This window comes from Ilumatobacter sp. (genome assembly GCF_041688325.1).
In the GTDB taxonomy this organism is placed as follows: Bacteria; Actinomycetota; Acidimicrobiia; order Acidimicrobiales; family Ilumatobacteraceae; genus Ilumatobacter_A.
The window spans coordinates 1-11600 of sequence record NZ_JBDNIJ010000106.1; the positions used below are offsets into that span (position 1 = coordinate 1).

An 11600-nucleotide genomic window follows, 5' to 3' on the forward strand; every position below is an offset into this window, starting at 1 on the left:
CGCAATAGTGTCTTCGGCTTTCCACGCAAATCCTTGAGAATAAATCCGAAAAAGATTCGCGGACCGCAGTGTGTCGGCCGCTGTACGTGCTCCTCCACGTGTCGCCGATTCCTCAAGGTCGTCGGCGCGCATGCTGCTACGTTTTTAAACGCATCGCAGCGGATGATGCCCCCATCGCACCCCACCAGGACAACCACATGTTCGGCAAGACCAAAGACATCTTCGACGCCAACGAAACGGGTCCGACGGCCAACGACTTCTTCGGCGACGAAGCAGCTGCCGACCACAGCACACAACTCGACACGCTGCGCGACCGTTTACAGCAGGCCGAAGAGCGGATCCACAGCCAGTTCACCTCAATGGCCACCTACGCCCAGATCGCGCAAGAACAGATCGAGCTGGTGCGAGCCGAATCGAAGTCAGAGACCAAACGGGCCGAAAGCCGGCTCACTCAGCTGATCGAGCGTGAACGAACCGACCGCATGTCGGCCACCAGCGACGCACCGAGCGTCGGCGGCGCGCCAACCGGCATCGATGCCCGACTGAACAGGCTCGAGGAATCCGTCGAAGTCCTCAAGGTCGGTATCAGCGACTGCCTGATACGGCAGAAGGCGTTGGCCGATGCCATTACGTCCCTGTTCGAACCCCAGCCAGACACCCTGGCACCCCAGACGTTCCCGCCTCCCACGACCGATCGTCCCACCGGCGGACTCGCAGCGACCAGCTGACACCCCCGTTCAAGTCTTCTTTTCCTTCTTCCTACGGTCCGCTGAGGATCGGGTGGTTCGAGGTCAAGGAACCATGAACCCGAGAAACCCTTCACGTCAGGTCGGGATCAGATCATCCGAAGACAAGGCGCGAGGCAACGAAGTTGAGCTTGCTCAATGAGGCGCTCTCGCAACGCAGTATTCGGGCGATCTGGCCCTACCTGACGATTTCCATTCGCATGCCTTCGGTATCCCAGACGGGATCGAGGGGCATACGCGAAATCGCGCGTCCGGAACCACGTCGAGCGGTCCACAGCATTGCAGCTACTTGCAGCATGTGTACGGGCGCTGCGCCGGCTGGCGGCACGCGCGTGATCACGTCGTCGACGCCAGGAAGCTGCGTTCGGATCAATTCCAGACGCTCGAGCCGACCATCTTCGTGGTATGGCGAGGTCTTCAACGGCTCTCCGTTGTTCATCTGCGTGAATGAGACGTCGGGGTGAGCCGAGAACAGGCTGCGTGCGTGGAACGGTTGGATTTCGCTCTCGGCTTCTTTCAGCCAGCGCAGACGACGGCGATCGTGCCGCGTCATCCATGGCTCCATTTCGGCTGCTTCTGCAGGCGATTCGGCGCGCGTTGCCGCTCGGCTCGGGACACCGTTGATGCCGACCGACCGTGGCCAGCCGACGAACTCCCGTGCTTCGAGTTCGGCGGGGCGGAACCTGCCGTTGGGCGTGTCGTTCAGGCCGATCGGGATATTGATCCCGGCAGCTTCGAACTTCGGTCGATAGTCGAGTACTTCAGAAAGTCGAGGTACGACGAACGCGTCCTCGGCCGAGATGGTGATCCCAGCCAGGCGGGCGGGCAACACCAGCCAGCCGCCTGGGCACGGCGTGACACCAGCAAGGTTCTTGTATGGGAGTTTCTTGACGACCATCGGGCTCTCCGCTTGCAATCAGTGACGCAGTGTCAGGCTGGGACGCTCTGCGCGGCGCCTTCGTAGGTACCCGAACCGGACGAGCCGGCCTGGCCGGTGGCCACGGTTGCCTGGGCCTGCATCTGCGCACGTGCGGTGGCGAGCTGGGCCTGGATCTCCTTCGGGTACTGGCTGGATTCGGTGGCTGTCTCGATCGAAATGAGGCCGGCAGCAACGAGGCGTGCGAGGTCCATCTCGATCGTCTGCATGCCTTCGGCACCGCCGGTCGAGATCATGTTTCGCATCTGGCGTGACTTGCCCTCACGAACAAGGTTCCTGATGGCTTCGTTCGCGATCATGACCTCGTAGCCAGCAACACGACCGCCGCCGATGGCCGGGAGGAGTCGCTGGGAAATTACGCCCTGCAACGCACCGGCAAGCATGATCTGAATCTGGTCGCGGCGTTCGGCCGGGAACACGTCGATGATGCGGTCCAGTGCCTGCGCGGCGTCGTTGGTGTGCAGGGTGGCGAACACGAGGTGGCCAGTTTCTGCAAGCGACAGGGAGATTTCCATGGACTCCAGGTCGCGCATCTCGCCGAGCAAGATCACGTCCGGGTCTTCACGGAGTGCGCTCTTGAGGCCCGCACCGAACGTTGCGACGTCGGTGCCGACCTCGCGCTGGTTGACCATTGCCATCTTGTGATGGTGCAGGTATTCCACCGGGTCCTCGATGGTCAGGATATGGACCGGCTTGGTCTCGTTGATGCGGTCGACCATTGCAGCCAACGTCGTCGACTTGCCGGAACCGGTTGGGCCAACGACGAGCACGAGGCCGTAGGGCTTGTTGAGCAACGTCAAGCACGCCGGTGGAGCACCGAGTTCTTCAAGCGATCGAACGCGGAACGGCACGACGCGCAGTGCCAGTGCGTACGAAGCGCGCTGGCGGAAAGCATTGGCGCGGAACCGGCCCATGCCGGGCACACCGAACGAAAAGTCGACCTGCTTCTCTTTTTCAAGCTCGGCCTTCTGACGATCGTCGAGTAGTGAGAAGATCATTCGATCGATCTCTTCGGTGGTGAGCACCGGGACGTTCTCAAACCCGACGAGTACGCCGTCGCGGCGCACCGTGGCTGGGCGACCGACGGTGAGGTGAAGGTCGGATGCGCCTGAATTGACGGTCGCATGAAGCAGCGACATGAGGATCGGGTCTGGTTCGGACATGGTTCGCTATTCTCCCGCTGGGGCCATCGCTGGCCGCTGGTGGTTATTCGAAATGGTCTGCATGGAAAGGTTGTGATGAGTCTTGGAGTACTGCTTCCGATTGCGGCCCTGATGGGCTTGCTGATCGGATCGTTCCTGACCGTGGTCGCTGAACGCGTACCGCAGGGTGGCTCGGTGGTTGCACCGCCGAGCCGATGCGGCAACTGTGGCCTGCGCCTCGGACCCCTCGACCTTTTTCCGGTCGTCAGTTGGCTGGCGTTGCGTGGCAGATGCCGGCAGTGCAAGACCAAAATCGGCATCGAGCCACTCGTCTTGGAACTGGCGACCGCCACGCTGTTCGTGATCTTCGCGCTGAAGTTCCGTGACGATGCTGTGCTGGCGGCGTTCTGCATCTTGGCAGCGACGCTCGTTGTACAGAGCTGGATCGATCTGAACACCCAGACATTGCCCCGGCCAATCACCCTGTGGGGTACCGGGCTGGGTGCGATTGTGCTGGCCGTTGCGGCGCTGGTCAATGGTGAGCCCGAACGCATCTGGATGGCAGCGCTCGGTGCAGGCATCGCCCTGGCACTGATCGGTGGGATCTACTGGGGCAGCAGCCTGTACTACGGCAGTCCGCAGGGCATGGGCTGGGGCGATGTGGTGCTGTCGCCGCTGCTCGGGATGTACCTCGGCTACCTCAACCCAGGCATCGTGGCGCCCGGCATGTTCTTCGGCTTCGTCCTCGGTGCGGTGGTCGGTATCGGCGCGATGATCGGCGGCAAGGCAGGCAAGCAAACGGCACTGCCGTTCGGGCCCTTCTTGGCACTCGGCACCGTCATTGCGGTGTTCATCGGACAGCATTTCGTCGACCTCGTTCTTGCTCGCTAATCCCGGCGACCGGGTCAGCCTTTTTCCTTGATGCCACCGAGGACGCCATACATGGCGGACACGAGGGCGATGGCGACGAAACCGACGATCACACCGACGAACACGATCATGATCGGTTCGAACATCGTCGTGAACCTCTTGATGCGGCTGTCGAGCTCCCGGTCGAAGTAGATCGAGGCAACATGGAGCTGATCATCCAAGGTGCCGGTCTCTTCGCCGACCTTGAACATCTGCCTGGCAGCGCCAGGGAACAGTTCGGTGTCGATGAGCGGCTGGGAGAATCCCTTGCCTTCGAGCATCTGTGCACGAGCGACTTCGAGACGTTCCTTGTACACCGTATTGCTGGTGGCGTCGGTCGTCGTCTTGAGCCCTTCGGGCAGCGGCACTCCGGCACGCACCATGGCGCCGAGAATGCGGCAGAAGCGTTCGAGGATCGCATAGTCGACGATGCCGGAGATGATCGGGATCTTCAAGACGAGCCGGTCGCGGAGCACGTTGCCCTTCTCGGTCTTGACGAAGAACATGACCACCGCGATCTGGACAATGAAGAAGGCGGCCGTCACGAACCACAGGTCGGTGAAGAACCGTGAGACGAACAACATCATCCGGGTCGGGAGCGGCAGTTCGGCACCAAGCTCTTCGAAGAGCGGCTTGAACTGGGGGAGCACGTAGCCAGCGAGCACGAGCACCGTGCCGAATGCCATGACCATGACGACCATCGGATACGACAGTGCGGACACGACCTTGGCCCTGGTGTCGATTTCACGCTCGAGATAGCCGGCAAGCGCCTCAAGTGACTCGTCAAGGCGACCGGTCAGCTCGGCTGCCTGGAGGATCCCGACGTAGTACTCGGGGAAGACTTCGGGGTGATTTTTGGCGGCAACCGAGAGCAGCCCGCCATTGCGGAGCTCGTCGATGATTTTGCCGAGGGCACGACGCAGCGCGACGTCTTCGCTCTCATCGCCGATCGTCAGCAGTGCGTCGGTCAACGGGATGCCGGCTTTCACGAAGACCGCGAGCTGACGCGTGAAGTGCATCAGCTCCTTCTTCTTGACCTTCTCCTTCGTGAGCTCGAAATCGAGCATCCCGCGACGTTCTTCGATCTTCGTGGGGAACAAGTTCTGATCGACGAGGATCGAGCGCGCAGCACCAATCGTGTCGGCCTTGGTCACGCCTTCGACAGCGGCGCCTTGGGCATCAATTGCGGCGTAAGCAAATTTGGGCATTTCAGGTTCTCTGCTGACTCTTGTGCGTCGTGGGCTGGATCATCGGCTGGATCAGTGAGCGAACAGAGTTCGCACAACTTCTTTGATAGTGGTGACGTCGTCTTCGACGTTCTGCATTGCTTCTCGGAGCATTGTCCGCATACCTTGAGCAACTGCCAGACGGCGAAGCTCTTCAGTGGTGGCCCAACCGACGATGAGTCGGCGGATCTCCGGGGTGATTTTGAGGAGTTCGTAGATGCCAATGCGGTCGCGATACCCGGTGCCTGAGCAGTAGCTGCAACCGACACCGTGGAAGAACTGCGTCTTTTCGGAACCACCCGAGTGCTGGCGGAACACCGCGAGCTCCTCGGCACCGGGCGTGTAGGGCTCACGGCAGTTGTCGCACATCTTGCGAAGCAGCCGTTGGGAGACCACACCCACCACCGATGACGCAACGAGGAAGGCCTCGATGCCCATGTCGAGGAGGCGGTGCAGTGCAGCAACGGAGTCGGTGCCGTGCAGCGAGGACAAAACAAAGTGACCGGTGAGAGCCGACTGGATCGCGATACGAGCGGTGTCGGCGTCACGAATCTCACCCACGAGGATGACGTCGGGGTCCTGTCGGAGCAGCGCCTTGAGGGCTGTCGCGAAGGTCAGCCCGGCCTTCGGGTTGGTCTGCACCTGATTGATACCAGGGAACACGTACTCGACTGGATCTTCGACCGTCGTGACGTTCTTGCCGGTGTCATTGATCTCGAGCAGCGTGGCGTAGAGCGTGGTGGTCTTACCAGCACCGGTCGGACCGGCACAGATGACCATGCCAAACGGTGCGTGCACCAGCTTGGCGTACTCCTTGTAGGTCTCCTTCGGCATACCGAGTTCGCCCAAACCGACCATCGACTTCGACTTGTCAAGAATACGCATGACGATCTTCTCGCCGAACACCGTCGAGACGGATGCGACACGGACATCAATCTCTCTGCCATCGACCTTCGTCGAAAACTGACCGTCCTGCGGCGCACGTTTCTCGACGATGTTCATCTCAGACATGATCTTCAGGCGAGAGATCAGTGCGTTGTGGGCCGACAGCGGGAGGCTGAAGGATTCGAGGAGATGACCGTCAACACGGAAGCGGATGCGCAGCCGCACGTCGAGGGGTTCGATGTGAATGTCAGACGCGCGGTCGCGTAGCGCTTGGCTCACGATGCGAGCAACGAGCTGGACAACCGGTGCCTGGTCCTCCAAGCTGACGTGGGCGATGGTCTCGGCTTCTTGTCGCTGAGCGTCTTCGGTAGTGAACGTGCCGAGAATCTGTTCGAGATCCGCCGTCGAGCGGTACATCTGCTCGATCATCGCGGTCACCGTGGCGTAGTCGGACGCCTTCCAGACGAACTGCTGTCCGGTGGCGCTCTCGACGAGTTGGCGACGCGAGGGTGAGGGGTCAGCGGCGTAGAGGACGATCGAACCGTTCTCCTCGGAGACCGGCATTACCTTGTGGGTCCGAGCAACTTCCTCGGCGATCTTGACGACGAGTTCTTCGTCGATGGCGCCAGGGTTGCTGTCACCGACGGCCACCAGACAAGCGGTGCCGATGGCTTGGCTCAGTTCACTGCGGCTGACGCCAGCCTTGGTCAGGAGCGAGTTGCTCAACACCAGCAGGTCGCCATTGGCTTCCTGCAGCATGGTTGCGAGCTTCTCTACATCGAGGTGGCCAGCATGTACGAGGGCCTGGCCGGTCGCCATGCATTGTTCGGCAGCCGCGCCGACTGTTGGTGGTTCAGCGACTGCAATGCCTCCGCCCAGTACGGGGGCAGCATCATCGTTCTTTGGTTTACGGAGAGCCATCAATCAGCCTTCACCATTCATGGCCGGGCGTTCGCGGGCGGGGAAAACGTGTCCATTGGATCGGACGTCGACCGGCCGTTCGCTGATGCGCGCGGGTCGGTCAGCGGTGCCATCTGGAACTCGGTGGAGAAGTCGACGGCTGCTGCTTGGTCCGTCGAAGCTGGCCGTTCGGATGCCATGCCGTATTCGCCAACGACTGCACGCGCATCGTACGACCCCTCGAGACGAACGAACTGGCTGGGATCGAGAGCAATGAGTGCTCGTTCAACCTCTTCGAGCCGCTCGAGCTGCACTGCGGTTTCGGTGTCCATTGCCTGGTCTTGCATCTGTGTCTCGACTTCGGTGAGGCGCATCGTGGTCTTGTCGATGGTCGCGCTCGTCGACGCTTGGAAACGTTCCATCTCGATGCGGACCAATTCGGCCTCGCCAGCGGCGCTGCGGACTCGGTCTTTGAGCTCGTCGATCCCCTCGGCGTCGACGTCCAGCAGGGCCTGAGCAATCGCGTCCAGTTTGCCCTCGTACGTTCCGAAGCGGCCGTCGCTACCGGCGATGCGATCGTTGAGGATGGAGACCGACTCGTCGAGACCGATGCTCACACGCCCGATGTAGGCGTCAATGTCAGCAATGCGCTGGCCGACTTCGTTGTTGATTCGAGCCTCGGTGGTCGTCACAAGGCCGTTGCAGCGGTCTTCGGCCTCCTCAACCTGCTTGGCAATCACGGCTCGAACCTGGGCGTCGCCCTTGGTGGCCTCGGCCAACACTTCGTCGATGCGGCGCTCGAAGCCGCCAACTCGCTCCTCAACGTTCTGGCTCATGCCGCTCACCGACGAGTCGACCCGTTCGGTCAGCGACGTCGTGACTTCAACGACGTGCGAGACCATGCGAGCTGCCTGGCTGTCGAAGTTCTCGAGGCTCGTACGGAGGTTCACGAGGTCGCGCTCGACTTCGTCTTGACGATTGATCGTCGGCCGAATGGCCGGGGCAACTGCGGCTCCAACGATCGCCGGCAGGCTCGACTGGACATCCTGCACAACTCGGGCGACCCGGTCATCGGTTTCTTGTTGGCGAACGCGAGCATCGGCATCAGCGGTGTCCATGCGGCGGTGGACTTCGGCCAACTGCTGGAGCGTCTCTTCGCTCGCAGCACCACTGCCGGCCCGCTGGATCATGGTCGCGAGTACCTGCACCTGTTCGGTGAGATGGGTGCGTGCTGTCTGCTCGTCTTCGAGCTGCGCACGGAGGCCGTCGAACCCGGCGCGGACGCTGTCCGCAAACCGATTCAGGGTCGTCTGGACGGCGTCACGGATTGCACGATTCGATTCCGAGTTGTCCATAGCCATGTGGTGCGTTCCTTCAACTTTGGTGTGCCAGACGACAGAACTCGTCCGGATTTTGTATCGACCGATTCTGAGCTGGCTTGAGGATTTCCTGATAAACGTTTGACCAACGTTTTGCTCAATGCCGGACAAAATCACCCCGCTCAGAGATGCAGCCGAGGTCAATGGACATGCGGTGTACCGCTACCGTGTCGTCATGCGCGTTCACCTCGTCGATGGCACCTACGAGTTGTTTCGCCAGCACTTCGGATCGGCCTCGCGCCATGGCAACGGACACCCATTCGCTGCAGCGGCCGGCGTGGTTGCCTCGACCCTGGCCCTCGTCGAAGATGGCGCCACGCACGTCGCCGTCGCCTCTGATCACACGATCGAGAGCTTCCGCAACGACCTCTACGCCGGATACAAGACCGGCGAGGGCATGGACCCTGAAATCACCTTGCAGATCCCGGTCGTCGAGCGTGCCCTGGTCGCCGCCGGGTTCACCGTCTGGCCAATGATCGCCCACGAGGCCGACGACGCGCTCGGTGCAGCCGCTGCAGTGGCCGACGCCGACGAACGGGTCGAGCAGGTCTGGATCGTCACCGCCGACAAAGACCTCGGTCAATGCGTCAGAGGCGACCGCGTCGTGCAGTTCGACCGCCGCAATCGCGAGATCGTCAACGAAGCGGGCGTTATCGAGAAGTTTGGCGTCTCCCCCGCCTCAATCCCTGACTACCTCGGTCTCGTCGGCGACTCGGCCGACGGATTTCCTGGCTTGCCGGGGTGGGGGGCCAAGAGTTCTGCGCTGGTACTGGCCAAGTACGGCCATCTCGAGGAGATTCCAAAGTCGGCAGGCCAGTGGGATGTTCCAGGGCTCCGGGGCGCCGCAAAGCTTTCCCAGACACTCAACGCTCAGTTCGACGATGCGTTGCTATTCCGCCGGATTGCCACGATTGACCTCAATGTCGAAGTTGGCATCGTCGACGACTGGGCGTGGAATGGACCAACGACAGAATTCGAACAAGTGGCCAACGAACTCGGCGCTCCTGGCCTCGCCGCCGTAGCACGACGGCTCGCAACTGCCTGAAACTCGGGCGCACGATTCGCCGACTGAGGTAGTGACCAGGCTATCTGCGGCACACCGACGATGCCGATGAAGGCTGCTACCTTCCGGTCCTGACCTGGTTCACGGGCGTCAATTGCACAGGACCCGGTCACCACCTCACTCGGCGTACGTGAGCCGACTTCATAATGTTAGCTGCGAGACAGCAGCAGCGACACGATCTCGATCGATCAGCTTCGGGTTTGTTCAGGGCGGCGGCCCGATAACATCGTCCGCTGGTCCCGACCAACCCTGGAGGGGTGCGAGAGCGGCCGAATCGGCACGCTTGGAAAGCGTGTGAAGGGCAACCTTCCGAGGGTTCGAATCCCTCTCCCTCCGCCATGACTACCGCAGCGTTCGAGCCGGTTGACATCAACACGATGCAACTGGCAATCGACGAGGCGCGAGCTGCGCTCGAACACGACGACGTCCCTGTGGGCGCCGTTGTTTTGCGCGGCGGCCAGATCATCGCTGCTCGTCACAACGAGCGCGAGCTGACCGGCGACCCCACAGCCCACGCCGAACTGTTGGCGCTACGCGATGCCGCTCGCGAGGTCGGCCACTGGCGGCTGAACGATTGCTCACTGTTCGTCACGCTTGAGCCGTGCACCATGTGCGCAGGAGCCTGCGTGAACGCCCGATTGGGGCGGCTCGTGTATGCAACGCCCGACCCAAAAGCCGGTGCGTGCATGAGCAACTTCGGCATCCATGACGGCCACGTGTTGAACCACCGCGTACCGACGACAATGGGGCCGTGCGCCGATGAGGCAGCGGAACTGCTGCGCGCGTTCTTCCGCGCTCGCCGCTGACGAGCTGTACTCGCTCTGACGCAGGCTGCTGATCAAGCCACCGAGCGCATCCGAGTTGGGCATTTTCGTGCTTCGGGCCACGGCGAATCCGTCGACCACGGAGATCAGCTCATCAAGAATGACCGCCAACTGCGGCATCGAAATCACTGATGGATATTCGCGCGCTGATTCCGCTCGAGAAATTTCACCGCTAACCTCGACGATGGAAGGCTGCCAGAGCGGACGAATGGGACAGTCTCGAAAACTGTTGAGGTCTTCTGGGCCTCCGTGGGTTCGAATCCCACGCCTTCCGCCAGTACGTCCACGGGCGTCCATGGAGTTCCACGAAAAGCCTGCTGAGCAGGGAAAACGTGATTCGAGATCCATGGGCGCCCGTCGTCGTTTTCGGTGCGTTCGTCTCACGGTGAGTCTCAAAGCACTGTTTGAGACTGACGAGGAGGCAGAGCGATGCCTGAGACGCCACGGGGAAAGCGTGTCCCCGATGCAACGGGTGAGTCGTTCCTCGTCGTCAACAAAGCACCCAACGGCCAGGCCGAACCGTTCTTCGATCGGACCCGGGAAGTGTGGGTTGCACCGTGGCGTAAGCCCGATGGCAGAGTCGGCCGGCCCACCGGCAAGACCAGAGCCCTCGCCGTCGCCTCGCGGGACCGGCACGTCGAGAAGGCCGCACATGAGGCGGCGTTCGGTGATCTGGCCGATGGATTCAGCGCCAAGACGACGGTCAACGGGCTATCGGCCTGGTGGTTGGAGCACGTGGCCCGGCATCGTGTACGCCCGACCTCGCTGGCGACATATCGCAAACATGTCACGGTCATCACCGACAAGATCGGTTCCGTTCCGGTTCACGAGCTGCGGCCCGAGCAGATCACGACGTTCGTCTCCGACATGATCGACGATGGATCAGCGTCGCGAGCACGCAACGTCCGGACGCTGCTCGTCCAGATCCTCGAGCGGGGCGTCGAATTCGGTCTCGCTACCCAGAACGTCGCTCGCAAGGTCAAGGCACCGAAGTCGGAGCCGAAGCGGCGACGCACGATCACCCCTGATGAGACCCAACTTTTGATCGCCGAGTGTGAGCCCCGCTTCGCCGCAGCCGCCGCTCTCTGCTTCATCCAAGGGTGGCGCATCAGCGAGGCGCTCGGCTTGGCGTGGCAAGACATCGACCTCGATCGGGGGTCGGTGCTCGTGCGTCGAGGAGCGACCTATGCCGACGGGATCGGCATGTCGCTCGGGCCAACCAAGACCCGAGGCGCCACGGGCGAGCAGTTGCTCGGGCCGACCGTCGTGGAGTTGCTGCGGGCTCGACGCGAGATGAACGAGGGGGATCGTGCGGCGTTGCCTGGCCCGTGGCCGACGGCCGAGTACGACGGCGAAAATCTCGATCTGGTCTTCACGACGGCGGGCGGAACCCCAACGCTGCGCCAGCACGTCGATCGTGCGATCCGCAAGGCCGCCGAGCGAGTTGGCAACGATTCCGCCGGCCTCGGCACGCACGCCGGGCGCCGGTCGGTCGTGACGAACCTGTTCGCCTCTGGCTCCCTCGACCTCGAAGACGTCGCACGGTTCGTCGGGCATAACGACGTGGCGACGACCCGCGGCTACGTCCA

The 11600-nt window shown here is 62.0% G+C and carries 10 protein-coding genes, 2 tRNA genes and 1 other RNA gene; 7 read left to right on the forward strand and 6 right to left on the reverse strand.

Going from position 1 to position 11600, the window contains the following annotated elements:
- Nucleotides 1–197 precede the first annotated feature (197 nt).
- The gene (locus ACH2EI_RS07170; protein WP_395159551.1) at nucleotides 198–728 is read left to right on the forward strand and encodes a hypothetical protein; all 531 of its coding nucleotides are present in this window, start codon (nucleotides 198–200) and stop codon (nucleotides 726–728) included.
- A gap of 196 nt (nucleotides 729–924) precedes the next feature.
- On the opposite strand, the gene ACH2EI_RS07175 is transcribed toward ACH2EI_RS07170, so the two are convergent.
- Nucleotides 925–1644: a DUF429 domain-containing protein gene (locus tag ACH2EI_RS07175; RefSeq protein WP_395159553.1), complete on the reverse strand. Its 720-nt coding sequence runs from the start codon at nucleotides 1642–1644 to the stop codon at nucleotides 925–927.
- A 32-nt stretch (nucleotides 1645–1676) separates the two neighbouring features.
- A complete protein-coding gene (locus ACH2EI_RS07180; protein ID WP_395153072.1) occupies nucleotides 1677–2846 on the reverse strand; it encodes a type IV pilus twitching motility protein PilT in 1170 nt (389 codons plus the stop codon).
- 75 nt (nucleotides 2847–2921) lie between these two features.
- Between ACH2EI_RS07180 and ACH2EI_RS07185 the strand changes: the two genes are divergently transcribed.
- The gene (locus ACH2EI_RS07185) at nucleotides 2922–3716 is read left to right on the forward strand and encodes a prepilin peptidase (protein ID WP_395153073.1); all 795 of its coding nucleotides are present in this window, start codon (nucleotides 2922–2924) and stop codon (nucleotides 3714–3716) included.
- Between the two features lie 14 nt (nucleotides 3717–3730).
- On the opposite strand, the gene ACH2EI_RS07190 is transcribed toward ACH2EI_RS07185, so the two are convergent.
- The 3 genes from ACH2EI_RS07190 to ACH2EI_RS07200 are packed head-to-tail and all read right to left on the reverse strand — an operon-like array spanning nucleotide 3731 to nucleotide 8106.
- Complete coding sequence (locus ACH2EI_RS07190; protein WP_395159555.1) at nucleotides 3731–4942, reverse strand: type II secretion system F family protein; 1212 nt, start codon at nucleotides 4940–4942, stop codon at nucleotides 3731–3733.
- 51 nt (nucleotides 4943–4993) lie between these two features.
- Nucleotides 4994–6766: a GspE/PulE family protein gene (locus ACH2EI_RS07195; RefSeq protein ID WP_395153075.1), complete on the reverse strand. Its 1773-nt coding sequence runs from the start codon at nucleotides 6764–6766 to the stop codon at nucleotides 4994–4996.
- A 17-nt stretch (nucleotides 6767–6783) separates the two neighbouring features.
- A complete protein-coding gene (locus ACH2EI_RS07200; protein WP_395153076.1) occupies nucleotides 6784–8106 on the reverse strand; it encodes a hypothetical protein in 1323 nt (440 codons plus the stop codon).
- Nucleotides 8107–8224: 118 nt separating this feature from the next.
- Here ACH2EI_RS07200 and ACH2EI_RS07205 point away from each other — a divergent pair, with 118 nt between their 5' ends.
- Nucleotides 8225–9169, forward strand: a complete 945-nt coding sequence (locus ACH2EI_RS07205; RefSeq protein WP_395159557.1) for a 5'-3' exonuclease H3TH domain-containing protein — start codon at nucleotides 8225–8227, stop codon at nucleotides 9167–9169.
- Nucleotides 9170–9199: 30 nt separating this feature from the next.
- Here ACH2EI_RS07205 and ffs read toward each other — a convergent pair.
- Nucleotides 9200–9298, reverse strand: an RNA gene (gene ffs, locus ACH2EI_RS07210) — signal recognition particle sRNA small type.
- Nucleotides 9299–9438: 140 nt separating this feature from the next.
- Here ffs and ACH2EI_RS07215 point away from each other — a divergent pair.
- The 4 genes from ACH2EI_RS07215 to ACH2EI_RS07230 form a co-directional block, all read left to right on the forward strand.
- Nucleotides 9439–9526, forward strand: a tRNA-Ser gene (locus tag ACH2EI_RS07215).
- A complete protein-coding gene (locus tag ACH2EI_RS07220; protein ID WP_395153078.1) occupies nucleotides 9526–9993 on the forward strand; it encodes a nucleoside deaminase in 468 nt (155 codons plus the stop codon). The genes ACH2EI_RS07215 and ACH2EI_RS07220 overlap by 1 nt, the downstream gene beginning before the upstream one ends.
- Before the next feature lie 204 nt (nucleotides 9994–10197).
- A tRNA-Ser gene (locus ACH2EI_RS07225) sits at nucleotides 10198–10288 on the forward strand.
- A gap of 152 nt (nucleotides 10289–10440) precedes the next feature.
- A partial coding sequence (locus tag ACH2EI_RS07230; RefSeq protein ID WP_395159559.1) for a tyrosine-type recombinase/integrase occupies nucleotides 10441–11600 on the forward strand: 1160 nt, incomplete at its 3' end.

Coding starts and splice junctions, on each gene's coding strand:
- ACH2EI_RS07170 (WP_395159551.1), top strand. CDS start 198: ATGTTCGGCAAGACCAAAGACATCTTCGACGCCAACGAAACGGGTCCG.
- ACH2EI_RS07175 (WP_395159553.1), bottom strand. CDS start 1,644: ATGGTCGTCAAGAAACTCCCATACAAGAACCTTGCTGGTGTCACGCCG.
- ACH2EI_RS07180 (WP_395153072.1), bottom strand. CDS start 2,846: ATGTCCGAACCAGACCCGATCCTCATGTCGCTGCTTCATGCGACCGTC.
- ACH2EI_RS07185 (WP_395153073.1), top strand. CDS start 2,922: ATGAGTCTTGGAGTACTGCTTCCGATTGCGGCCCTGATGGGCTTGCTG.
- ACH2EI_RS07190 (WP_395159555.1), bottom strand. CDS start 4,942: ATGCCCAAATTTGCTTACGCCGCAATTGATGCCCAAGGCGCCGCTGTC.
- ACH2EI_RS07195 (WP_395153075.1), bottom strand. CDS start 6,766: ATGGCTCTCCGTAAACCAAAGAACGATGATGCTGCCCCCGTACTGGGC.
- ACH2EI_RS07200 (WP_395153076.1), bottom strand. CDS start 8,106: ATGGCTATGGACAACTCGGAATCGAATCGTGCAATCCGTGACGCCGTC.
- ACH2EI_RS07205 (WP_395159557.1), top strand. CDS start 8,225: ATGCCGGACAAAATCACCCCGCTCAGAGATGCAGCCGAGGTCAATGGA.
- ACH2EI_RS07220 (WP_395153078.1), top strand. CDS start 9,526: ATGACTACCGCAGCGTTCGAGCCGGTTGACATCAACACGATGCAACTG.